24 protein-coding genes and 2 tRNA genes are annotated in these 22,282 nt (G+C 57.3%); 19 read left to right on the top strand and 7 right to left on the bottom strand.

The features are described from left to right. The first annotated feature begins 64 nt into the window (after positions 1-64). The 4 genes from CIK92_RS10125 to CIK92_RS13795 all read left to right on the top strand — a co-directional run bounded on the left by CIK92_RS10125 (position 65) and on the right by CIK92_RS13795 (position 2,898). Positions 65-703, top strand: coding sequence for a hypothetical protein (locus tag CIK92_RS10125; protein ID WP_022310501.1), 639 nt, complete (start codon positions 65-67; stop codon positions 701-703). Between the two features lie 67 nt (positions 704-770). Further along, positions 771-1,190, top strand: coding sequence for a hypothetical protein (locus CIK92_RS10120; RefSeq protein ID WP_094386800.1), 420 nt, complete (start codon positions 771-773; stop codon positions 1,188-1,190). A gap of 9 nt (positions 1,191-1,199) precedes the next feature. Further along, a complete protein-coding gene (locus CIK92_RS10115; RefSeq protein WP_094388993.1) occupies positions 1,200-1,805 on the top strand; it encodes a YiiX/YebB-like N1pC/P60 family cysteine hydrolase in 606 nt (201 codons plus the stop codon). 928 nt (positions 1,806-2,733) lie between these two features. Continuing rightward, positions 2,734-2,898, top strand: coding sequence for a hypothetical protein (locus tag CIK92_RS13795; RefSeq protein WP_158214776.1), 165 nt, complete (start codon positions 2,734-2,736; stop codon positions 2,896-2,898). A gap of 42 nt (positions 2,899-2,940) precedes the next feature. On the opposite strand, the gene CIK92_RS10105 is transcribed toward CIK92_RS13795, so the two are convergent. From CIK92_RS10105 to CIK92_RS10075, 7 genes are all read right to left on the bottom strand, one after another. Then, positions 2,941-3,480, bottom strand: a complete 540-nt coding sequence (locus CIK92_RS10105; RefSeq protein WP_094388991.1) for an RNA methyltransferase — start codon at positions 3,478-3,480, stop codon at positions 2,941-2,943. A 10-nt stretch (positions 3,481-3,490) separates the two neighbouring features. Then, the gene (locus CIK92_RS10100) at positions 3,491-4,783 is read right to left on the bottom strand and encodes a retropepsin-like aspartic protease (RefSeq protein WP_094388990.1); all 1,293 of its coding nucleotides are present in this window, start codon (positions 4,781-4,783) and stop codon (positions 3,491-3,493) included. Continuing rightward, positions 4,780-5,202, bottom strand: a complete 423-nt coding sequence (locus CIK92_RS10095) for a SufE family protein (RefSeq protein WP_022309881.1) — start codon at positions 5,200-5,202, stop codon at positions 4,780-4,782. The genes CIK92_RS10100 and CIK92_RS10095 overlap by 4 nt, the downstream gene beginning before the upstream one ends. Positions 5,203-5,205: 3 nt before the next feature. Further along, positions 5,206-6,471: a peptidase U32 family protein gene (locus CIK92_RS10090; protein ID WP_094386804.1), complete on the bottom strand. Its 1,266-nt coding sequence runs from the start codon at positions 6,469-6,471 to the stop codon at positions 5,206-5,208. A gap of 181 nt (positions 6,472-6,652) precedes the next feature. Next, positions 6,653-7,699: a carbohydrate porin gene (locus CIK92_RS10085; RefSeq protein WP_254046058.1), complete on the bottom strand. Its 1,047-nt coding sequence runs from the start codon at positions 7,697-7,699 to the stop codon at positions 6,653-6,655. A 138-nt stretch (positions 7,700-7,837) separates the two neighbouring features. After that, the gene (locus CIK92_RS10080; protein ID WP_094388989.1) at positions 7,838-8,284 is read right to left on the bottom strand and encodes a GNAT family N-acetyltransferase; all 447 of its coding nucleotides are present in this window, start codon (positions 8,282-8,284) and stop codon (positions 7,838-7,840) included. Then, on the bottom strand, positions 8,271-8,966 hold the full coding sequence (locus CIK92_RS10075) for a DNA alkylation repair protein (protein ID WP_094388988.1): 696 nt from the start codon (positions 8,964-8,966) through the stop codon (positions 8,271-8,273). The genes CIK92_RS10080 and CIK92_RS10075 overlap by 14 nt, the downstream gene beginning before the upstream one ends. A 49-nt stretch (positions 8,967-9,015) precedes the next feature. Here CIK92_RS10075 and CIK92_RS10070 point away from each other — a divergent pair, with 49 nt between their 5' ends. The 15 genes from CIK92_RS10070 (at position 9,016) to CIK92_RS09995 (ending at position 22,162) form a co-directional block, all read left to right on the top strand. Then, positions 9,016-9,252, top strand: a complete 237-nt coding sequence (locus tag CIK92_RS10070; protein WP_094388987.1) for a hypothetical protein — start codon at positions 9,016-9,018, stop codon at positions 9,250-9,252. A 297-nt stretch (positions 9,253-9,549) separates the two neighbouring features. After that, entirely contained in the window at positions 9,550-11,367 is a 1,818-nt protein-coding gene (gene argS / locus CIK92_RS10060) for an arginine--tRNA ligase (protein ID WP_094388985.1), read from the top strand. A 19-nt stretch (positions 11,368-11,386) separates the two neighbouring features. Further along, positions 11,387-11,854 (top strand): RNase H family protein, encoded by a 468-nt coding sequence (locus CIK92_RS10055; protein WP_094388984.1) that lies wholly within the window; start codon positions 11,387-11,389, stop codon positions 11,852-11,854. A 28-nt stretch (positions 11,855-11,882) separates the two neighbouring features. Beyond that, positions 11,883-12,515 (top strand): orotate phosphoribosyltransferase, encoded by a 633-nt coding sequence (gene pyrE, locus CIK92_RS10050; protein ID WP_022309888.1) that lies wholly within the window; start codon positions 11,883-11,885, stop codon positions 12,513-12,515. A 24-nt stretch (positions 12,516-12,539) separates the two neighbouring features. Beyond that, positions 12,540-12,956: an SRPBCC family protein gene (locus CIK92_RS10045; RefSeq protein ID WP_094386810.1), complete on the top strand. Its 417-nt coding sequence runs from the start codon at positions 12,540-12,542 to the stop codon at positions 12,954-12,956. Between the two features lie 9 nt (positions 12,957-12,965). Beyond that, on the top strand, positions 12,966-14,303 hold the full coding sequence (argH, locus tag CIK92_RS10040) for an argininosuccinate lyase (protein WP_094388983.1): 1,338 nt from the start codon (positions 12,966-12,968) through the stop codon (positions 14,301-14,303). Beyond that, positions 14,300-14,875, top strand: coding sequence for a hypothetical protein (locus tag CIK92_RS10035; protein WP_094388982.1), 576 nt, complete (start codon positions 14,300-14,302; stop codon positions 14,873-14,875). Before argH ends, CIK92_RS10035 begins: the two co-directional genes overlap by 4 nt. Positions 14,876-14,990: 115 nt before the next feature. After that, positions 14,991-16,499: an acetyl-CoA hydrolase/transferase C-terminal domain-containing protein gene (locus CIK92_RS10030; RefSeq protein ID WP_094389035.1), complete on the top strand. Its 1,509-nt coding sequence runs from the start codon at positions 14,991-14,993 to the stop codon at positions 16,497-16,499. A gap of 6 nt (positions 16,500-16,505) precedes the next feature. After that, positions 16,506-16,796: a nitrous oxide-stimulated promoter family protein gene (locus CIK92_RS10025; RefSeq protein WP_094388981.1), complete on the top strand. Its 291-nt coding sequence runs from the start codon at positions 16,506-16,508 to the stop codon at positions 16,794-16,796. 479 nt (positions 16,797-17,275) lie between these two features. Next, positions 17,276-17,348 (top strand) — tRNA-Gly (locus CIK92_RS10020). A gap of 20 nt (positions 17,349-17,368) precedes the next feature. Beyond that, positions 17,369-17,454 (top strand) — tRNA-Leu (locus CIK92_RS10015). A 29-nt stretch (positions 17,455-17,483) separates the two neighbouring features. Continuing rightward, entirely contained in the window at positions 17,484-19,157 is a 1,674-nt protein-coding gene (locus tag CIK92_RS10010) for a lipopolysaccharide assembly protein LapB (RefSeq protein ID WP_094388980.1), read from the top strand. After that, the gene (locus tag CIK92_RS10005) at positions 19,154-20,152 is read left to right on the top strand and encodes a DUF4369 domain-containing protein (RefSeq protein WP_254046057.1); all 999 of its coding nucleotides are present in this window, start codon (positions 19,154-19,156) and stop codon (positions 20,150-20,152) included. The genes CIK92_RS10010 and CIK92_RS10005 overlap by 4 nt, the downstream gene beginning before the upstream one ends. A gap of 59 nt (positions 20,153-20,211) precedes the next feature. Continuing rightward, on the top strand, positions 20,212-21,759 hold the full coding sequence (locus CIK92_RS10000; protein WP_094386816.1) for a YifB family Mg chelatase-like AAA ATPase: 1,548 nt from the start codon (positions 20,212-20,214) through the stop codon (positions 21,757-21,759). A gap of 124 nt (positions 21,760-21,883) precedes the next feature. After that, entirely contained in the window at positions 21,884-22,162 is a 279-nt protein-coding gene (locus CIK92_RS09995; protein ID WP_254046056.1) for a hypothetical protein, read from the top strand. Positions 22,163-22,282: the final 120 nt, after the last annotated feature.

The following is a 22,282-nucleotide window of genomic DNA, read 5'->3' as shown; positions in this document are numbered from 1 at the left end:
AGAGACTACGCCGCTTACGACAACCATTACACATCACATAAATAACTAAACAGACTCAACACCTATGAAGAAACTTAAAACTATGGCTCTCATCGCCATGTGCATGCCCTTCCTGTCTGCATGTTCGGGAAGCGGCTCAGAAGACAACAGCCTGTATGGTGAGCTCCCCGACAGGTACGAACAGTTTGTAAAGGAGAAGGAGCAACTGAGGGAACAAGCCAAAGACATCAAGACCGAAGCCGAGAAGAAAGCCCTCATCGAGAAGTCTGAGAAGATGACGGAGACCTGGAAGGTCAAGATAGAGGAAAGCGCAAAGGCGCTCAACGGCAAGCCCATCAAGCTGGACGAATGTGGGTTCGACGTGACCACCCCGCTGTCGCTCGAGTTTACCGACTTCTTCAGCAAGTCAGACCTCGAGCCGTCGTTCCAGGTCAACGGCGAAGCCGTGGCTGCCTCTGACATCAAGACCGACCTCAAGTACGTCCTCGGCAACGAGCAGGTATATCTCGTAGGCTACGACGCCGAAGGGAAGCAGGTCTACAAGGTCTCTGTGGGCAGCATCGAGGTCGAGAAGGCCGACGGATGCTCGCTCGTCAAGGCAGGCACACCTGTCAAGTTCAGCAAAATCCACTTCGGTAGTGCCGCCATCAAGAAAGGATGCCGCGATGCCAAGACCTTCAAGCTCGAGGTGATGCGCCAATAAAGAGTTGTCAACGGCGGGCATAGCCCCAGCCCTCCCGCCACAGTGTTACACATTAATAATATATATTATGGACAATCTGGTCAAATTCACCAAGCAATACAAGGCATCCCTCATCATCGCCATCGCCATCATCATGTTCATCCTCTTCGGCTTCTGCTCGGCAGTAGATGTGGCGGGCAAAACCAAAGTATGCGGACTGAAGATACTCTTCGAGGGCGACGGACTGGGATTCTCCCGCTTCCTCTCCGCCCTCATCCTCCTGGCGCCCATGCTGGTGGTCCTCGACGAGTCGACCAACCTGAAGCTCACGGCGAAGATGAGCCGCATACCCGCATCCTTCTTCTTCGGCATATCCATCGTCCTCTGCCTCTTCTTTGCCCACGTGCTGCCCTCGGGGTTTAAGCTCGCCTGGGCCAGCTGGCTCTACATGCTCGCAGGAGTCATCGGCATAGCCGTATGCAATATCGAGAAATTGACAAACAACTAACCTTGCGGAATGATACTATCAGACAGGCGCTTCCTCGGTCTCATGGGATGGGGATGCGCCTTGTTTTTACTACTCGTCGCAGGCTGGGTTGGCGTGTGTCTGGTCAACCGCCCGCCATACCTGATGCCCGATACGACCTCATTTGATACGGGCGACATCTTTTTCAGTGTGGGCGACTCGTGGGAATCGGTAGCCGTACGCGCGCTCTCGGGCACTTCGTCGTGGGAGGTTACCGACTCCACTCCCTCACATTGCGGGATAGTCGTCAGAGATGCCCGTGGCGTAAGGCTCGCCCATGCCTCGACGGCAGCGGGGAAGATAGTGGTCGAGACGCCCGAGGAGTATCTGCGCAACAATGGTTCCTACTGCATCTACGCCGTCAAGCCCCCATGCCCCATGAGTGCAGAGGGCATCAGGCAGACGGTAGACTCGCTCGTGGCACGCGGCGTGAAGTTCGATTTCGACTTCGACCACACCACCCCCGACGCCCTCTACTGCACAGAGATGGTCGTAACGGTCTTCGAAGCCAACTCCTGCCCCGTCTTCTCAAGCCTCCGCCAGCAGAGCTACATCTATCCCAACGACCTGCTGCTGCGGATAGGGAATTCGAGATAGGGCCCATTTGAGAGGACATCAGCAGCAGCAACTCTGAAGGAGTTGCGTTTCCATAGCCCAGGGTTGAGGGGCGAAGCACCTCTACCCTGGGTTAGGACATAAAAAGAGATAGCAATGCTGTAAGTATTGCGATTAGCCGAAGGCGTTACCCCAACGCAAACCCATCACCACCTATATGTAGGGGAATTATCCAACTGAGTATAACGCCTACGGCTAAGCGCAACTCTTACAGAGTAGCAATATTAGTGGGGGCATTACCCAGGGTAGCGGGCCATGCCCGCAACCCTGGGCTATGTAATCGCAACTCTGTCAGAGTTGCCTGGGGTGCGTACCAGCCAACTGGAGCCCCATCCCACGCCTTCCCCAAGGGGAAGGAGCGCCACTCAAACGCCCTCAAACACAGCAAGTAGGGACTCCCGCCCCTTGGGGAGGGCTGGGGAGGGGCTTCGGGTTGCTGGGGAGGGGCCTCCCGCAACAACTCTTTTTGTTCCGGCGAACAGCCGGTTTTTTTTACCGCCAACGGCGGCTTTTTGATTTTGCTCCTTTTCAGCCTGCCAATGGGCAGGCGCGGCGGTGGGGGTTGGCAGATATCCGAGAGCGGGCTCTCGGGGATATCTGCCAACACACGCAGACGCATAGGGCGAAGCCCTGAAAAGGAGCAAAACTTTTTGTATTATTCTCGCGTCCTGCCATGATACCCTGGAAACTCCAATGCGCCTCTCCTCGCACCTCTTAATGAATGACAAGATTTTCACCGTTTACATGAGTTCCCGCCCCTTGGCTAATACTGCCTCGGGGCTTACATTGGCGGGCGCGGGGATGGCATTGGCGGGCTCGTATCATTTTATACGTGAGCTCGTGACGGAAGTCACGTGGTCACGTTTCGTACGATACGTGGCCACGTGACTTCCGTCACGAGCCGCCATCTGTGGCTGCGGGGCGGCTGCCATGGGCTGCACAGACAAACGGAGTGACCATACCGCCCCTCTCTCTCACCACCATACCCGCCAATGTCACTACACGGAGTGAGGACAGCACCACCCTCGCCACCGCCCACCCCTGCACCGTCGCCGACAGCAGGGAAAGGGGCTGAAAAAAGCTCGCCGGACTTTGTGGGAAGTCCGGCGAGCTTTGCTCAATCCAAGATTAGCTGGCGAGCGAACTCCCACACCACTATGCCGGCGGTGACGCTCACGTTGAGCGAGTGCTTGGTGCCCAGCTGGGGTATCTCCAGACAGCCGTCGCTCATGTCTACTATCTGCTGCTGCACTCCCTTCACCTCGTTGCCGAAGACTACGGCGTAGCCGGGATGGCTGTGGGCGGCGAGGTCCAGCCGTTGGAGCTTGGTGGAGTGCTCTACCTGCTCTATACTATATATATAATATCCGCGCGCATGAAGGTCTGCCACGGCGTCTTCGGTACGGCTGAAGTAGCGCCAGTCTACACTCTCCTCGCCACCCAGTGCGGTCTTGTGTATCTCGTTGTTGGGCGGACAGGCGGTGATGCCGCAGAGGTAGACAGCCTCAACACGGAAGGCATCGCAACTGCGGAAGACGGAACCCACATTGTAAAGAGAGCGGACATTGTCGAGGACCACCACAACGGGCAGTTTGTCGGCCTGTTTGAACTCCTGGACCGTGAGGCGGTCCATCTCTATGGTGCGTAGTTTTCTCATTGTCTTGCTGTTAGTGCTGTAAATGGATGGTCATGTTGACATTGTCGATGGTCACGCTGCTCCACTGGCGCATGAAGTCGATGCCCAGACGGCCGTAGCCCTGGGTAAGACGGTTGTGGGGCGAGAGCGCCGTCACCGCCACACGGTGAAGGGTGAAGGGGGTGTCGCCGATGCTGAGGGCGACGGCTGGCATGCGGAAGACGCTGTTGTAGCTGATGCCCCCGACGCCCATGGTCGCCGCCAGCTCCCACTTGCCCTCGCGCGCCACGTCGGCGGCGAACGCCTTGTAGTAGGCGTTGTCGAGCGAACTGGTCGCGGCGCCGGTGTCTAAAGCCATAGCCATGCGCAGGCTGTCGCGGGTGACGGCGACATAAGGCACCTTGTTGAAGAAGAGGTTGGGGGCTGCGCCAGAGCGATGGCTCTGATGCGTGAGGTGTATCTGCTGTGAGGCAAAGTCTATGGTGTAGCTGCCAAAGAGTTGCAGCAGCGGCTGACCTATGATGAGCGAAATCTGCTGTGCGGTACGGCGGGCGCGCTCGTTGCCGGCAGTCATGTCGAGCACGGCAAAGACCACATTGCGCACGGTGAGCGAGCCGATGGTGAGCACGTCGGCCACAGCCATCTTGCCGCCCATGAGTCGCGTGCCGCTCACCTGGATGTCAGCGTCGATGATGCGCAGCCGATAGCGGCGCGCCAGCTCGGGGGTGATGACATTGTAGGCTGCGCCGGTATCGAATATCAGCCCCGCCTTGCGCCCGTTGACGCTGCCGCCGACCACCATGAGCTGCTGGGCGGTGTCGCCGAGCTCGGTATAGGTGAAGGGCAACGTGTGGCTGGCGGTGTCGGTCTCGTTGACACGCAGTGCAGAGAGCGCAGAGTAGAGCCGCTCCTTGCCGCGCATCTGGGCTACGGTGGCGCTGTCTGCCTTGCCTTCCATCTGGTCTGCCAGACTCCTGACGGTGGCTGCTGCACGTGCATTGTCGCCCATGCGGCTGTAGTTGTCGGCGAGCAAGAGCAGCATCGAACAGGCGTTGGTGCCACCCATCTGCTGCTGATAGCCGCGCACCAGGGTGAGGATGTCGTCGCAGGCCTGCTGCGGACGGTTGAACATCTGGTTGACCATGGTGCGGGCAAACTGGCGGATGAAAGGCGACATCTGCGCGCTGTCGGCGGCATAGACATCATGCAGGTCGAACCACCGGCTCTCGCCTATACAGGCTGCGGCACGCTCGTCGGCGCTCTGCGCCCAAGCCGAGAGGCTGCACACGATGCCGACGACGATGGCTGTCAGTCGGTGTGTCATCCTTCCTTGGTCTTGTAGGCCAGTGCGTAAGCCTTAATCTGCTTGACCATAGCCAGCAGACCATTGCTGCGCGTGGGCGACAGGTGTTCGCGCAGACCGATGCGGTCTATAAAGTAGAGGTCGGTATCAAGAATTTCCTGAGGGGTATGGCCGCTGAGCACCTGCACCAGAAGAGCGATGATACCCTTGACGATAAGGGCGTCGCTATCGGCAGAGAGATAGAGGCGGCCATCGCGGTAGTCGCACTGCACCCATACACGGCTCTGGCATCCGTCTATCAGGTTCTGGGGGGTCTTATACTGTTCGTCGAGCGCATCCAGTTCGTTGCCCATATCGATGAGCAGCTGGTAGCGGTCCATCCAGTCGTCCATATCGACAAACTCGTCGATGATGGCATCTTGTTGTTGGTTGATGGTCATGTCTTATTTTATTTCCTTGATTTCGTTTACGGTGACGAGCTTGAACAGCTTGTCGTTGGGGCGCACCTTGCCGCTCACGGGGATAGACACGCGCCATCCCTGCTGGGCAGTATCTACCGGGTGGAGGTCGTAGCGTATCTCTGTAGCGTCGAGATACATCACACCAGTGGTGGGACCGGTGATGAGCAGACGGTCGCCACGGTCGAAGGTGGTCGCCTCGACAGCCACTTCGGCCACGCTGAGCTTGGAGAAATACTTCATCACCTTGCCCACGAGCACCTTCTTCTCGGTAGCAGCCGAACCGTAGTGCTTATTCCACTCTCCCAGAGTCTGTCCCTGGTAGTATCCGTCCCAGAAGCCACGGTTGAAGACGGTGGCGAGACGCTCGTCCCAGCCATCCTTGCGCTCCTCGGTGAAGGTGCCGTCTATCACGCTGCCGATGGCCTCGCGGTAGCAGCTCACCACGGTGTAGACATACTCTGGGCCACGGGCTCGGCCCTCAATCTTGAACACTCTCACTCCGCTCTCCATCATGCGGTCGATGAAGCGTATGGTCTTGAGGTCCTTGGGGCTCATGATGTACTTGTTGTCTATCTCGAGCTGGTTGCCGGTCTCGTTGTCGGTGACTGTATACGAACGGCGGCATATCTGTACACACTCGCCACGGTTGGCAGAGCGGTTGGCGTTGTGCAGACTCATGTAGCACTTGCCGCTGACAGCCATGCAGAGGGCGCCGTGGCAGAACATCTCGATGCGTATGAGCTCGCCCTTGGGTCCGCAGATGTGCTGCTCTTCTATCTGGCGATAGATGGCTACCACCTGGTCCATATTGAGTTCGCGGGCAAGCACCACGACATCGGCAAACTGGGCATAGAAACGCAGCGCCTCGATGTTGGAGATATTGAGCTGGGTGGAGAGATGCACCTCTACGCCGATGCGGTTGCAATAGGTCATCACCGCCACATCTGAGGCTATCACCGCCGAGATGTGGGCTTCCTTGGCGGCGTCGACTATCTCGTGCATCGTGTCTATATCGCCGTCGTAGATGATGGTATTGACGGTAAGATAGGTCTTGATGCCATGGCTGTTGCACGTAGATGCGATGTCGCGCAGGTCATCTATGGTGAAATGATTGGCAGAGTGGGACCGCATGTTCAACTGTCCTATGCCGAAATACACCGAGTTGGCTCCGGCTTGTATGGCTGCGACCAAACTTTCACGCGAGCCGACAGGTGCCATAATCTCAAAATCAGATAATTTTGCATTCATGGTTGCAAAGTTACTGAAAGTCGAGGGCAGAACAAAATAAGTTCACTTATTTTTTATGCAGAGACACTCCGTTACTTGACAAAAACTGCTGAAAGTCGTGGAGTTGGCTCTTTTTGGCCTCCGAGACGATGATATAACCGCCAAAGTGGCTGGTAAACATCCGGGGGGCGCTCCCACCGCATCAGAACCTGATGTAGAGGCGGGCGGAGAGCACCAGGTGGTCGCCCTCATCATTGGTGATATACTGCAGGGCGGGCTGCACATCGATGTGATGGTCAATGTGTCGGCGCCAAGTGGCCTCGACCGAATACTCGCGGCCCTGATGGAATCGGGCATACTGCGCAGAAAGTCCGCAGGCGCTGCTGCTGTCGGTGTAGACACATCCCACCTCGCCGTAACGGTAGCAACCGCTGGACTTACGGGTGTTGGCAGAGAGCTGGACCATGCAGGAGACATCGCCACCGCCCTCACGCCACAGCGACTGCTCGCCATAAGCCCACCAGGCACAGCTCACCCCGCTGCGCGAACCGTCGGCATCGGCTATAGCTCCCTCGTCGTCGACGGGAAAGCGGCGGGTGTGGACGGCAGCACCCACATAATAGCGGCCGCCGCGCCAGGCATACTCCAGTTGGGAAATATTGAAGACGCCATCGTGGGCAGGACTGAGGCGGAAAGGGTTGTCGTGACGGTTCCAGCCATTGTGGCCCACACCATTGTATACGCTGTTGCGAAACAGCCACCCTGCTCTGCCCACATCCATATACAGCGTGAGGCCAGAGAAGGGATAGTTGGCTATGGGATAGCTCGCCGCGATGGTGGGGAAGAGGCCGCACGAGCTGTTGGTGAAGAGCGATGTAAGGGGAGAGGTGAAGAAGTCTTCGTTGACATTGCGCACGCCGACGAAGAGGCTCGCATTGCGCCACGCGTGCCTGTAGCCCAGCACGGCGATGGCTGCGGCGAGATTGGAGGTCTCGATATTGGAGAAGGTCTGCCAGTCGCCGACGATGGGGTCATGGGTCTTGAACGCATGGATGGTGGCAGCCTCGACCGAACCGGCTCCGTGGGCCAGCGGCATGCTGAAATCGAGTCTAAGGAGGTTGACCCAGTTGGCAGAGCCCCTCACGGCGTACTGCCCCTCGGTGGTAAAACAGCCGCCAAAGCTCTGGGGCTGCGCGCCGACGCAGTATGCGACGGCAAGGATAAGGGTCACGATAGTCTTGTTCATCATTGTCATGTCTTAGGTTGTGACGACGCCCGGCAGAGACTCTCTGCGACCGTCATCGCCGTGGCGACGGTGCATGATGCGGCACCCTCGGCCCACTTTTCTGCTCCCACCGTGCTGCTGTTGTGGCTCTCTGGGCACAGCCTATACCTCTATTTTATACACATTGGTCTCCTTGCTGCCGAAGCCCATGTGGCGGTAGAGCCTGTTGGCAGCCACGCGCGAGGGGCGCGAGGTGAGCATCACCGTGCAGGGCGACACCCTCCGCGCCTGGTCTATGGCACTCTCCACCAGGCGTGTGCCTATGCCGCGGCCACGCCATCGGGCATCGACCACCACATCCTCTATCCAGGCACGGCGGCCCGTGGGGATGGTGTAGATACACACCGACGCCATGCCCACGATGCGCTCTCCGGCGCGAGCCACCAGCAGATGGCAGTGGGGCAAGGCAAGCATCTCGGAGATACGGGCAGAGTCGGCCGAAGCCTCATCGGTGAGTTGGGCCAGAAGCCGCGAGATGTCGGCTTCGGCATCGGGAGTAAGCTCGACGAGCCTACCCACCACGGGGGATATGTCGCTACTTGTGGTCATTGGCTTTGATTTTCATTGTTCTGAGCACAGCCTTCTGGCCGGCAGTGATGCGGTAGCTCTCACAGGCTTTCTGGATGGTCTTGTTGTGTACCCAGACGCCGAGCCTGCGCTGCTGCAGATAGGGAATGGCGGCATCCCACTGCTTGGCAAGCGCCGTGGCAAAAAACCATGCCTCCATCATCCTCACGTAATACTCGTCACTCTCCACGGCGGCGGCGGTGTCGAGCACCGATGGGCTGAAACGGCTGTCGAGGAAGTGGGTCATCAGCATCGCCAGCCCGAAGCGGCAGGTGTAGACATGTGGCGAGCGGCTCCACTCCACGGCCTTGTCCATCAGCCTCGCGGGATGACGGCCGAAGACCTTGGGCGACATGATGTCGCACACCGCCCAGTTGTCTACATAGGGCAGAAACTCCTCGACCCTCGCCACACACTCGTCCATGTCCTTCAGCTGCGACAGAAGCAGCGCATGCAGCATATTCTCGTCGTAATAGCGATGGGGCAGCAGGCTGAGGAAGCGGCTGCAGTCGGCCTCGCGGGCAAAGTCCTTGGCAAAGGCGCGCAGCAAGGGCACCCGTATGCCGATGATGCTGTCGGGAGCAACACCGGGCACCAGCCGCGCCTGAAACTCGGCATACTGCCGGTCGCGCAGGGCAAGGAGGCGGGGATATAATGGCGTCATAATCACTGTTTGGTGTACAAATGTACAACAAAAAATCAATTCGGGCAGAATGATGACCGAAAAAACGCACACCGTCACCACATATTTTGTGCCGGCACGAACAGACGGGCTGGCGGAGGGTAGGCTGGCGGAGAGGGCGACTATGGCTATGGGCAGCGTATCCGGCACCAAATGCAGAGAGACGACCATGGCAGTCATTGCGTGGTGGGAAATAGTGGATGCGTGGCTGTATAGCATGATTTCAGAGCCCGATTTTTACATTTCACAGTTTGCAACCAGTCTATAGGTGATGACTGACAGGATATCGGCAGCAGAGGACAGGATGAGAGGCAACCGCCTGGAAACGAGGATGACGGCCATGGGCGCCGTCTGCAGCGGGCGGGGCTCTGAAGGGGGCTCGGTGGCGGCGGCTGGTGCCTTCAGCCGTAGCCGATGCAAGGTCGGGGTGGGCGCAACGGACGCTCCCGCCGCCTCGGAAAGCCAAAAAAATGTGTGATTTATAGACTCTTATGCGCCAAGTGTCGATATTTATTTGTACTTTTGCACCATTATTAATAATGTAATTACTATATTTATCCACATCATGAAGATAGAGAACCGCATAAACGAGTCGGTAAAGGCTGCCATCAATGCCCTTTACGGACAGGACGTACCCGAGACGATGATACAGTTGCAGAAAACCAAGGCCAACTTTGAGGGGCACCTCACACTGGTGGTCTTTCCCTTTCTGAAGCTGTCGAAGAAGAAGCCCGAAGACACTGCGCAGGAGATAGGCGAATATCTGGTTGACCACTGTGACGACGTGGCGCGTTTCAACGTGGTAAAGGGTTTCCTCAACCTGGTGGTAGCCCCCAAGGCTTGGGTGGCTCTGCTCAATGATATCAATGGCGACGAGCGCTTCGGCGAAAAGTCCGTGACCGAGAAGTCGCCTCTGGTGATGATAGAGTACTCTTCGCCCAATACCAACAAGCCTCTCCACCTGGGCCATGTGCGCAATAACCTGCTGGGATGGTCACTGGCACAGATTATGGAAGCCAACGGCAACCGCGTGGTGAAGACCAATATCGTAAACGACCGCGGTATACACATCTGCAAGAGCATGCTGGCATGGCTCAAGTGGGGCAACGGCGAGACGCCGGAGACCAGCGGCAAGAAGGGCGACCATCTGATAGGCGACTACTACGTGGCCTTCGACAAGCACTACCGTGAGGAGGTGGCCCAGCTCAAGGCACAGTATCTGGCAGAGGGCATGGACGACGAGGCAGCCACCGAGAAGGCCAAGGCCGAGGCTCCCCTCATCAAGGAAGCCCACGAGATGCTCGTGAAGTGGGAACAGGGCGACGCCGAGGTGCGCAGCCTGTGGCAGAAGATGAACGACTGGGTCTATGCCGGTTTCGACGAGACCTACAAGGCACTGGGCGTGGGCTTTGACAAGATATACTACGAGTCCAACACTTATCTCGTGGGCAAGAAGAAGGTGGAGGAAGGTCTGGCCAAGGGCCTCTTCTTCCGCAAGGACGACGGCAGCGTGTGGGCCGACCTCACCCAGGACGGCCTGGACCAGAAGCTGCTGCTCCGCTCCGACGGCACCAGCGTCTACATGACCCAGGACATCGGTACAGCCGAAATGCGCTTCAATGACTTCCCCATCGACAAGATGATCTACGTGGTGGGCAACGAGCAGAACTATCACTTCCAGGTGCTCTCGCTGCTGCTCGACCGCCTGGGCTTCAAGTGGGGCAAGGACCTCGTACACTTCTCTTACGGCATGGTAGAGCTGCCCAACGGCAAGATGAAGAGCCGCGAGGGAACGGTGGTCGATGCCGACGACCTGGTGGCCGAGATGATTAAGGACGCACGCCAGACCAGCGACGAGCTGGGCAAGTTTAAGGACATGACCGAAGAGGAGCGCCAGGAGATAGCCCGCATCGTGGGCATGGGTGCGCTCAAGTACTTCATCCTCAAAGTCGACGCCCGCAAGAATATGCTCTTCAACCCCGAAGAGAGTATTGACTTCAACGGCAATACCGGCCCCTTCATCCAGTACACCTATGCCCGTATACGCAGCATCATGCGCCGCGCCCAGGCCGAGGGCATCGCGCTGCCCGCAGCCCTCGACGCCGACACCGAGCTCAACGCCAAGGAGATAGAGCTGGTGCAGAAGATGAACGACTTCGGAGTGGCTGTCGCCGACGCCGGCAACAACTACAACCCCGCAGGTATAGCCAACTACTGTTATGAGCTGACCAAGGAGTTCAACCAGTTCTACCACGACTACAGCATCCTCAATGCCGATACCGCCGAGCAGAAGAGCGCCCGTCTGGTGCTCGCTGCCAACGTGGCCAAGATACTCAAGAACGGTATGGCGCTGCTGGGCATCGAGGTGCCCGAGCGCATGTAAACAGATATCACCGCCAGCTATGACCGCAGTAACCAACCCACCCGACTGGCGCCACGACACGGTGCTGCCACTTCCTGCCGAAGTGGTGGCCAACGCGTGGGCGGTAGACGCCGCCTGCTCGGGCAACCCCGGACCCATGGAGTACCAGGCCATCGACCTCGCCACAGGCGCCCAGGTGTTCCACTTCGGCCCCATGCACGGCACCAACAACATCGGAGAGTTTCTCGCCATCGTACACGCCCTGGCGCTGATGGAGCAGCGGGGCATCCGCGACAGGGTAATCTACAGCGACTCCTACAACGCCATACTCTGGGTGCGCAAGAAGCAGTGCAAGACCAAGCTCGAGCGCAACGCGCAGACCGAGGGGCTCTACCGCATCATCCAGCGTGCCGAGAACTGGCTCCGCACCCACACCGTCACCGTGCCCATCATGCAGTGGGAGACCCGCAAGTGGGGCGACATTCCTGCCGATTTCGGCCGTAAGTAATACAATAACATCAATCACATACACAATCATGGACACTATAAAGAAAGACTTCGCTTCCAAACTCTTGGAGATTAAAGCCATCAAGTTGCAGCCACAGAACCCGTTCACATGGGCATCGGGATGGAAATCACCCTTCTACTGTGACAACCGCAAGACACTGTCGTTTACCGACGTGCGCAGCTATGTAAAACTCGAGCTGGCCCACGCCATCCTCGCCCATTTCCCCCAAGCCACAGCAGTGGCTGGCGTGGCCACAGGAGCCATCGCCCAGGGCGCCATGGTAGCCGACGAGCTCAACATGCCTTTCTGCTACGTGCGCTCCAAGGCCAAGGACCACGGCATGGGCAACCTCATTGAGGGCGAACTGCCCGTAGGTGCCAAGGTGGTGGTCGTAGAAGACCTCATCTCTACCGGAGGCAGCTCGCTCAAGGCAGTGGAAGCACTGCGACAGGCCGGATTTGAGGTAGTAGGCATGGTAGCCTCATACACCTATGGCTTCGCCGTAGCCGAGGAAGCCTTCGCCCAGGCCGGTGTCAAGCTCGTCACCCTCACCGACTACGAGCACGTGGTGGAGCGTGCCCTCGAGACAGGATACATCCAGGACAGCGACGTAGAGCTGCTGCACCGCTGGCGCAAAGACCCCGCCCACTATCAGGTATAGCCGCCCATAATCACGTCAAGACCTATGAGCAGCAAATTTGAAAGCAGCATACGCGAGATACCTTATGCCCAGCAGAAGGTATACGACGCCCTGAGCGACCTGTCCAATCTCGAGCGCATACGCGACCGCATCCCCCAGGACAAGCTCGAAGACTTCTCCTTCGACGCCGACCACATAGCCGTCAAGGCGCCTATGGTGGGCGAGATAAGACTGCACATCATCGAGCGCGAGGAGCCCAAGACCATCAAGTTTGAGACCGAGCAGAGCCCTGTGCCCTTCACCTTCTGGATACAGCTGCTGCCCGTGACAGACACCACGTGCAAGATGAAGCTCACCATCAAGGCCGAGCTCAACCCCTTTATCAAGGGAATGGTACAGAAGCCGCTGCAGGAAGGCATCGAGAAGATAGCCGACGCGCTGCAGGCAATCAGATATGAATAAGTGACCGCAATGAACAAACTCTGGGAAAAGGATTTTGAAGTAAACAAGGAGATAGAGCGCTTCACCGTGGGCCGCGACCGCGAGCTCGACCTCTATCTCGCCAAGTACGACGTGCTGGGCTCGATGGCCCACATCGCCATGTTGGAGTCGATAGGTCTGCTCGCCCACGACGAGCTCGTGGCGCTTACCGCCGAACTCAAGCACATCTACCACGTGGCCGACGAGGGCCGGTTTGTCATCGAAGACGGCGTGGAAGACGTACACTCGCAGGTGGAGCTGATGCTCACCCGCAAGCTCGGCGACATGGGCAAGAAGATACACTCGGGCCGCTCGCGCAACGACCAGGTGCTGGTAGACCTCAAGCTCTTCACCCGCCAGCAGCTGATGGACGTGGTGGAGCTTACCCACAGCCTCTTCGACGAGCTGATACAGAAGAGCAACCAGTATCGCCACGTGCTGATGCCGGGCTATACCCATCTGCAGATAGCCATGCCGTCGAGCTTCGGTCTGTGGTTTGGAGCCTACGCCGAGTCGCTGGCCGACGACATGCTGTATCTGCAAGCCGCCTATCGCATGACCAACCGCAACCCATTGGGTTCGGCAGCGGGCTATGGCTCTTCATTCCCCCTGGACCGCTCGATGACCACGCGGCTGCTGGGTTTTGACTCGATGGACTACAACGTGGTCTATGCCCAGATGGGCCGAGGCAAGATGGAGCGCAACGTGGCCTTCGCCCTCGCCACAGTGGCGGGTACGGTGGCCAAGATGGCGTTCGACGCATGTATGTTCAACTGCCAGAACTTCAACTTCGTGAAACTCCCCAAGGAGTGTACCACAGGCTCGAGCATCATGCCGCACAAGAAGAATCCGGATGTGTTTGAGCTAATCCGTGCCAAGTGCAACAAGCTGCAGAGCCTGCCACAGCAGATAATGATGATTATGAACAATCTGCCTGTGGGCTACTTCCGCGATCTGCAGATTATCAAGGAGGTGTTTATCCCCGCATTCGACGAACTCAAAGACTGTCTGCAGATGGCCGCCTATATCATCAACCGCATGGAGGTCAACGAGCATATACTCGACAACGCCATCTACGACCCCATGTTCTCGGTCGAGGAGGTCAACCGGCTGGCAGCCCAAGGCATGCCCTTCCGCGACGCCTACAAGAAGGTAGGACTGGAGATCGAGGCGGGCACTTTCAGCGCCGACCGCAACATACACCACACTCACGAGGGCTCGATGGGCAATCTCTGCAATGACCGGATAACCCAACTCATGGAAGATACGCTCAGCGGCTTCCACTTCGAGCGTATCGCCGAAGCCGAACGATTACTCTTGGAAGAATGAAGCATATACATTATTATATAATAGCAATCGTGATGACGGTTGCCCTTGTGGCCTGTGGCGACGAGGGCAACCGTTTTAGCAGCTACCACTGCAATCTGACCATCGACAACAGCAAGCACCTCAACGCCGTGCTCGCCTCGGCGATGGACGCCAACAACGCCGGCACGTTCTGCATCATCGGCTTCACCCTCAAGGGCGGCGCCAAGCACTACACGTTCAAGAACAGCCAGGGACTCACCAGTACCAGCATCTTCAACGCCATCGACGACAGGATGAAGATGCAGGAGCACATCGGCATGAACGGCCGCCTCATCGTGGGATACAGCAATATGGAATACCCACCCGTCTTCTACGCCTACGACGGTGAATGTCCCAACTGCTTTGACCTCAACGCGCTGCCCATGCGTTCCTACCCGCTCAGCATAGACAGCAAGGGCACAGCCACCTGCGCCCACTGCCACCGCCAGTACCGCCTCAACCAGGGAGGCTTTGTGGCCAACAACACCGGCAACCACCTCACCGAATACCGCGCCGACCCTCCCCAGCCCCACGGCGTGCTCCGCGTCTACTGACGGCACCTCTGGGCGAAAGCCATCTATTTTGCCCAAAGTGTCAAAGAAAGTGGGAGAAATGTTTGATTATCCACCCACAAAAGCGTACCTTTGCGGAGTTAATGCACTTATTATGATGACACTTTCTCACATAACTGCTGCCGAAGCGGCGGCGATGATTAAGGACGGCGACAATCTCGCCCTGTCCGGATTTACCCCCAATGGCAACCCCAAGGCCATCTTCCGCGAACTGTCGCAGCGCGCCATCCGTGAGCACGAGGCCGGCAACCCCTTTGCCATAGGCATCTTCACCGGAGCCTCGTCGTGCCAGAGCGTGGAGGGCGACATGGCCAACGCCCATGCCATCAAGTTCAGGGCACCCTTCTCTACCAATGCCGACTTCCGCAACCACGTCAACCTCGAGGAGATTGACTACGAAGACATGCACCTGGGCCACATGGCAGAGCGCATGCGCCACGGCTTCTACGGCGGGATGGACTGGGCAGTCATCGAAGTGTCTCACTATGAAATCGTGGGCAACACCTGCCGCGCCTACCTCACCTCGGCAGGCGGCATCGTGACCACCGCCGCGAGATTAGCCAAGCGCGTGATACTCGAGCACAATACCTTCCACAACCCCAACTCACGTTTCCTCCACGACACCTACGAGCCAGCCGACTGCGGATTCGGGCGGAAGCCCATCCCCGTGCTCGCACCCTACGACCGCGTAGGCCACGACTATGTGGCCATCGACATCGACAAGATAGTGGGTGTCATAGACAGCTGCATACCCGAAGAGGCACGCGCCTTCAAGGACGTCGACGAGTTTACCTCAAAGATGGGTCACTATGTGGCCGAATTTCTGGTCGACGACATGAAGCACGGCCGCATACCGCCACAGTTCCTGCCCATACAGAGCGGCGTGGGAGCCACCGGCAACGCCGTGCTGGCAGCCCTCGGCGCCAACGAGCACATACCACGCTTCAATGTCTACTCGGAGGTGGTACAGGACGCCGCCATCAAGTGGATGCTCGAAGGCAAAATCATCGACGCCTCGGCCACAGCCATGACCGTCACCAACGAGTGTCTGCACACGGTCTACAACAATATGGACTACTTCTCCAAGCACCTCACCATACGCCAGAGCGAGGTGGCCAACAGCCCCGAAGTCATCAGGCGACTGGGCGTGATAGCCCTCAACACCGCCATCGAGTGCGACCTCTACGGCAACGAGAATTCCAGCCACATCTGCGGCTCCAAACTCATGAACGGCATAGGCGGAAGCTGCGACTACGAGCGCAACGGATACATAAGCGTATTCACCACACCATCGATAGCCAAGGGAGGCAGGATAAGTGCCATCGTGCCCATGTGCACCCACGTAGACTCGACCGAACACGACGTAGACGTCATCGTGACCGAACAGGGCGTGGCCGACCTGCGCGGCAAGGGACCCCGCCGCCGCGCCGAGGAAATCATCAACCACTGCGCCCACCCCGACTACCGCCCGCTGCTGCGCGAGTATCTGCGCATAGCCGACAAGGGCCACGAACCCCAGTCGATGACCGCCGCCTTCGCCATGCACGACACGCTGAGGAAGAAGGGCGACATGAGACTTACCGACTTCAGCGAATATCTCAAGTAGACTCCATTGGACAAGATAACCCAAGAGAAACAGACAGTAGAGCTCATGGTAAGGCTCTACTGTCTGCATTATGAAGGCCACAAGCAGCTCTGCCCCCGCTGCCGTGCGCTGATAGACTATGCCCACCAGCGCCTCGACCATTGTCCGTCTGGCAATGGCAAAGGCTCGTGCCGCCGCTGCCCCATCCACTGCTACCGCCCCGATATGCGCAGCCTCATGCGACAAGTGATGCGCTATTCGGGCCCGCGCATGCTGCTGCGCCACCCCTGGGCCACGCTGCGCCACTGGCTGTCGTGACCTCCGCCTCGGGCATCACTCTTCCCGCTGCCAGCACCACTCTCCCCGCTGTCAGCACCACTTTCCCCACTGTCAGCACCACTCTCCCCACTACTGGGGCAAGCCCATAGCGCCCCGCCGCCACCACAGTCGCTGCGCTGCCCACGGCCTTGGCCAGCTCGTATCATAAGTCACGAGCCCGCGTATCTTATGTCACGTGCTCACGTATCGTATGGCACGAGGACTCGTATCTCCCGTCACGAGCCGACGGCGACCCCCAGCGCCCCCCCCCCCGCCATTGCCGCTGCCGTCGCGTCGCCCTTTCTGCCAAGCCTCGATGCTCAGCGCGGCTGGCTTTCCCCCCCCGCCCGCCACAGCGCCACACAGGAGTTCCACATATATTATAAATAAACCTTAATATATACCATAAGAACTCTAAAATTTGGATGAAACCTTTGCATATATCAATTATTTGGCTTATCTTTGCACCGTTTCTAAATGCGGCAATAGCTCAGTTGGTAGAGCACGACCTTGCCAAGGTCGGGGTCGCGAGTTCGAGTCTCGTTTGCCGCTCTTTTACGGATATACATGTAGCCGCAATGGTGGAATTGGTAGACACGAGGGACTTAAAATCCCTTGGCCAGTAATGGCTGTGCGGGTTCGAGTCCCGCTCGCGGCACCTCTATAATTATTTATTTCTAAAACATTATGCGTAAAACTCTTTTATTTTCGTTAACCGCAGGCTCATTCCTCATGATGACATCTTGCTCTAAGATGGGACCCCTGTCTGCAGACAATTTCACAGTTACTCCCAAACCTCTCGAGACTCAGGCCGGCGTGGTATCAGCCACTGTCAACGGCGCATTCCCCGAGAAGTATATGAAGAAGAAGGCCGTGGTAACAGTCACCCCCGAGCTGCGCTTTGGCGACGGCAAGGTGGTCAAGGGCGAAGCCGCCACATTCCAGGGCGAAAAGGTAATGGGCAACGACCAGGTTATCTCTTACCGCATGGGTGGTCACTACACCATGAAGACTGCTTTTGCATACAACCCTGAGATGCAGAAGAGCGATATGTATCTGACATTCGACGCCCGTCGTGGCAAGAAGGTATACAATGTTCCCGCCGTTAAGGTCAACTATGGCATCATCGCCACTTCAGAGCTCTATCGTCAGGCCCTCACCAATGGCGGTGGCTGTCTGGCTCTCGACTCTTTCCAGCGCGTTAAGGCCAAGAAGCAGGAAGCCAACATCAAGTTCCTCATCAACCAGGCCAATCTGCGCAAGAGCGAGCTCAAGAACAACTCTGTAGGCGAGTTTGTCAAGCTGCTCAAGGAAATCAACAAGGACCGTGAAGGCCTGAACCTTCAGAACGTGGAAATCCAGGCTTACGCTTCTCCCGAGGGTGGTTTCAAGTTCAACGACAAGCTGGCCAACAAGCGCCAGAACGTGTCAGAGAAGTACGTACGCAAGGAGATGAAGTCTGCCGGTGTTGAGGGCAACCTCGACGCTCACTACACAGCCCAGGACTGGGAAGGCTTCCAGCAGCTGGTACAGGCCAGCAACATCCAGGACAAGGATGTTATCCTGCGCGTGCTGTCTATGTATAAGGACCCCCAGGAGCGCGAGCAGCAGATTCGCAACATGAGCGAGGGCTTCCGCGAGCTGGCTGACGCCATCCTGCCCGAGCTGCGTCGTTCACGCCTCATCATCCACTACGAGACCATCGGCCGCAACGACGAGCAGATTAAGGCTCAGTACAACGAGGACGCTGCCAAGCTGTCTGCCGACGAGCTGCTCTACTACGCTACTCTCGAGGAAGATGCTGCCAAGAAGGAAGAAATCTATGCCAAGACCGCTCAGCTCTACACCAACGACTATCGTCCGCTGAACAACCAGGCTGTCATGGCATTCAACAGAGGCGACGAGGCCAAGGCCAAGGAACTGCTGGCACAGGCTATCACCAAGAGCAACAACGCTGCCGAGGCTAACGCCACACTGGGTCTGATTGCCCTCAAGAACGGCAACGTGGCAGAGGCTGAGAACCTCATCGCCAAGGCTGCCGATGCCAACGCGCTCAACGAGGCTCTGGGCAATCTGAGCATCGCCAAGGGCAACTACGCTCAGGCAGAGGAGTACTTCAAGGACTCTTACAACAACAGCGCCGCTCTGGCTCAGCTGCTCAACAAGAACTATGCTGCTGCCAAGGCTACTCTGAACAATATCAAGAACCCCAACGGTCTTACCTCTTATCTGCACGCCATCGTCAGCGCTCGTCAGGGCAACAAGTATGCTGCCAACTCCTACCTGAAGGAGGCTCTGCAGAAGGACCCAAGTCTGAAGGCTTATGCCGAGAATGACCTGGAGTTTGCCAATATGAAATGATAAACAGAACAACACTCTTTATACTGCTCACCTTAGTCCTTGCAGGGTGTGGCTCGGCTGGAGACCGATTCAAAATCGAAGGCCGACTACTCAACATGGACCAAGGTGAGTTTTACGTTTATAGCCCCGAGGGCGGCATCAACGGCATCGACACCATCCGTCTGCAAGGCGGACGCATGAGCTACGAAGTGATGTGCACTGCTCCCACCACGCTGGTAATGGTTTTCCCCAACTTCTCCGAACAGCCCATCTTTGCCGAGCCCGGCAAGAGCGTCAAGATAGAAGGCGACGCCTCGCATCTGAAGGAGATGAAGGTCAAAGGCACCAAGACCAACGAGCTGATGAACGACTTCAGAGAGCAGATAGCCACCGCCAACCCGCCACAGGTGTTGGAACGCGCTGAGCAGTTCATAGGCGACCACCCCGAATCGGTGGTAAGCAACTATCTGCTGCGCCGCTACTTCATCTCCGGCGCCACGCCCGACTATGCCAAGGCGCTGCAGCTGTGTCGCACCATGCGCAAGGCTCAGCCCAAGAACGCTCTGCTGGCACACTATGAGCAGCAGCTCAAGCAGCTGTCGCGCGTGACGGTGGGCAAACGCCTGCCACGCTTCTCTACAGTCGATGTCGACAACAAGAAGATAGACAACGCTACCCTCGGCAAGGGGCTGGCCGTAATTATGGCCTATGCCACCTGGAGCTACGATGCCCAACGCATGCTGCAAGACATGCGCACGCTCGCCAAGAGCAGCAAGGGCAGACTGAAGATTATAGGATTCTGCGTCGACCCCAACCGCAACCAATGCAGGGCCATCGCCAAGCGCGACTCGATACCCTGGCCCGTGATATGCGACGGCAAGATGCTCGAAAGCCCTACCCTACACTCGCTCTCTCTCTTTGATATCCCCGACAACATACTGGTCAACAATGGCGTGGTGATAGCAAAGGGACTGACCAACGACGAACTCAAACAGCGCATCGAGCGAATGCTCTGATGCGCCGTTTTTTTATAACATCCACACTGTCATCTACCGCTTAAATCAATAACACTATTATGCTGGTCAAAACCTATTGTGCTGCCGTCAACGGCATGGAAGTCACCACTATCACCGTAGAAGTCAACGTAACGCGAGGTGTGATGTATCATCTCACCGGACTGGGCGACTCGGCGGTGAAGGAGGGCAAAGACCGTATCGCCGCCGCACTGCAGAACAACGGCTACAAGTTTCCGATAGCCGACCTCACCATCAACCTCGCTCCCGCCGACCTGCGCAAGGAGGGCAGCAGCTTCGACCTGCCTCTGGCTATCGGCATACTGGCTGCCAGCGGAGGCATAGAAAGCCACTGCCTGGACCAGTATATGATGGTAGGCGAGCTGAGTCTCGACGGCCATCTGCAACCCATCAAGGGCGCCCTGCCCATAGCCATCCGCGCCCGTGCCGAGAAGTTCAAAGGCCTCATCGTGCCACGGCAGAACGTGATGGAGGCCGCCGTGGTCAACAACCTCGAGGTCTATGGCATGGACACCATCATGGACGTCATCCAGCTCGTCACCGGGCTGAAAGACTTTGAACCCACCGTCATCGACACACGCAAGAAATTCTATGAAAGCCAGTACCAGTTTGACATCGACTTTGCCGATGTGCGCGGACAGGAGAACGTGAAGCGCGCTCTCGAAGTGGCAGCGGCAGGCTCTCACAACGTGATACTCATCGGGCCTCCCGGCTCGGGCAAGTCTATGATGGCCAAGCGTTTCCCTACCATCATGCCGCCACTCACGCTGGCAGAGAGTCTGGAGACCACCCAGATACACTCCATCGCCGGCAAGCTGGGCGGCAACACGTCGCTCATCACCCAGCGCCCCTTCCGCAGTCCGCACCACACCATCTCCGAGGTGGCACTCGTGGGCGGCGGCTCCAACCCCATGCCCGGCGAGATAAGCCTGGCCCACAATGGTGTGCTCTTTGCCGACGAGTTGCCCGAGTTCAACAAGCATACCCTCGAGGTGCTGCGCCAGCCGCTCGAGGACAACCGCATCACCATCAGCCGTGCCAAATACAGCATCGAATATCCCTGCAATTTCCAGTTTATCGCCTCGATGAACCCCTGTCCCTGCGGATATTACGGCGACCCCACCCACCACTGTGTCTGCAGCCCAGGGCAGATAACCAAGTATCTCGGCCGCATCAGCGGTCCGCTGCTCGACCGCATCGACATCCAGTGCGAGATTACGCCCGTACCCTTCAAGGACATCTCCAAGGTGGAGCCAGGCGAACCCAGCGCCGTCATCCGCGAACGCGTCATCAAGGCCCGCGACATCCAGACCGCCCGCTACAAGGACTTCAAGGGCATCCACTGCAATGCCCAGATGACCGAGCGCATGATACACCAGTTTGCCGAGCCCGACGAGGCCTCCATCGCACTCCTGCGCACCGCCATGGAGCGTCTCTCCCTCTCCGCCCGCGCCTACAACCGCATCCTCAAAGTGGCCCGCACCATCGCCGACCTCGATGGCTCCGAACGTGTAGAGGTACAGCACATCAGCGAAGCCATCGGATACCGCAACCTGGACCGTGGCGATTGGGCTGAGAGAGGACTGTAAACTGACAATAACAAGTTTGAGAGTCCACTATAAGAAAAGAACTAATTGAGAAATATCACCATTCAATGACAACAGTTTCAGAATTGTTGTATCGTGAAATTGATAACACCTAATAATGTATAAGATGGAAAAAAAACTTATCTTCTCATGGGCAGAAAATGCAGATGGAAAAATTGTGCATGTTGACGAGGTGCCAAGAGGCCTCCAGTGTGGTTGCAGTTGTCCTCATTGTCATGAAAGGCTAATGGCTCGGCATGGTGATGTTAGAGAACATGGATTCGCTCATCATAGTGATAACCGTGGAGCAAACCTTGAGATTTGTTACATGGTCACCTTGTATAAATTAGCAGAGCAGATTGTTCAAACAAAGAAGAGAATTTATGCTCCTTCTTATTATCCTTAATTCCGCAACACTATAATTTAACTTTATTTATAAGTTCCTGAGCAACAAAAAGTTGCCCAGGATTTTGCCATGTCAGAATTTTCACTTATCTTAGTGTTGCAAAAAGAAAACAAGCAAAAC

This window comes from Prevotella sp. P4-67, from assembly GCF_002251325.1.
GTDB lineage: Bacteria > Bacteroidota > Bacteroidia > Bacteroidales > Bacteroidaceae > Prevotella.
Note: the sequence above shows the minus strand (reverse complement) of the source record. Positions and strands in the feature narration are given on the sequence as shown.

Excerpts from the sequence above, each read along its gene's own strand:
- CIK92_RS10125 (WP_022310501.1), top strand. The coding sequence starts at position 65 with ATGAAGAAACTTAAAACTATGGCTCTCATCGCCATGTGCATGCCCTTC.
- CIK92_RS10120 (WP_094386800.1), top strand. The coding sequence starts at position 771 with ATGGACAATCTGGTCAAATTCACCAAGCAATACAAGGCATCCCTCATC.
- CIK92_RS10115 (WP_094388993.1), top strand. The coding sequence starts at position 1,200 with ATGATACTATCAGACAGGCGCTTCCTCGGTCTCATGGGATGGGGATGC.
- CIK92_RS10105 (WP_094388991.1), bottom strand. The coding sequence starts at position 3,480 with ATGAGAAAACTACGCACCATAGAGATGGACCGCCTCACGGTCCAGGAG.
- CIK92_RS10100 (WP_094388990.1), bottom strand. The coding sequence starts at position 4,783 with ATGACACACCGACTGACAGCCATCGTCGTCGGCATCGTGTGCAGCCTC.
- CIK92_RS10095 (WP_022309881.1), bottom strand. The coding sequence starts at position 5,202 with ATGACCATCAACCAACAACAAGATGCCATCATCGACGAGTTTGTCGAT.
- CIK92_RS10090 (WP_094386804.1), bottom strand. The coding sequence starts at position 6,471 with ATGAATGCAAAATTATCTGATTTTGAGATTATGGCACCTGTCGGCTCG.
- CIK92_RS10085 (WP_254046058.1), bottom strand. The coding sequence starts at position 7,699 with ATGATGAACAAGACTATCGTGACCCTTATCCTTGCCGTCGCATACTGC.
- CIK92_RS10080 (WP_094388989.1), bottom strand. The coding sequence starts at position 8,284 with ATGACCACAAGTAGCGACATATCCCCCGTGGTGGGTAGGCTCGTCGAG.
- CIK92_RS10075 (WP_094388988.1), bottom strand. The coding sequence starts at position 8,966 with ATGACGCCATTATATCCCCGCCTCCTTGCCCTGCGCGACCGGCAGTAT.
- CIK92_RS10070 (WP_094388987.1), top strand. The coding sequence starts at position 9,016 with ATGATGACCGAAAAAACGCACACCGTCACCACATATTTTGTGCCGGCA.
- argS (WP_094388985.1), top strand. The coding sequence starts at position 9,550 with ATGAAGATAGAGAACCGCATAAACGAGTCGGTAAAGGCTGCCATCAAT.
- CIK92_RS10055 (WP_094388984.1), top strand. The coding sequence starts at position 11,387 with ATGACCGCAGTAACCAACCCACCCGACTGGCGCCACGACACGGTGCTG.
- pyrE (WP_022309888.1), top strand. The coding sequence starts at position 11,883 with ATGGACACTATAAAGAAAGACTTCGCTTCCAAACTCTTGGAGATTAAA.
- CIK92_RS10045 (WP_094386810.1), top strand. The coding sequence starts at position 12,540 with ATGAGCAGCAAATTTGAAAGCAGCATACGCGAGATACCTTATGCCCAG.
- argH (WP_094388983.1), top strand. The coding sequence starts at position 12,966 with ATGAACAAACTCTGGGAAAAGGATTTTGAAGTAAACAAGGAGATAGAG.
- CIK92_RS10035 (WP_094388982.1), top strand. The coding sequence starts at position 14,300 with ATGAAGCATATACATTATTATATAATAGCAATCGTGATGACGGTTGCC.
- CIK92_RS10030 (WP_094389035.1), top strand. The coding sequence starts at position 14,991 with ATGACACTTTCTCACATAACTGCTGCCGAAGCGGCGGCGATGATTAAG.
- CIK92_RS10010 (WP_094388980.1), top strand. The coding sequence starts at position 17,484 with ATGCGTAAAACTCTTTTATTTTCGTTAACCGCAGGCTCATTCCTCATG.
- CIK92_RS10005 (WP_254046057.1), top strand. The coding sequence starts at position 19,154 with ATGATAAACAGAACAACACTCTTTATACTGCTCACCTTAGTCCTTGCA.
- CIK92_RS10000 (WP_094386816.1), top strand. The coding sequence starts at position 20,212 with ATGCTGGTCAAAACCTATTGTGCTGCCGTCAACGGCATGGAAGTCACC.
- CIK92_RS09995 (WP_254046056.1), top strand. The coding sequence starts at position 21,884 with ATGGAAAAAAAACTTATCTTCTCATGGGCAGAAAATGCAGATGGAAAA.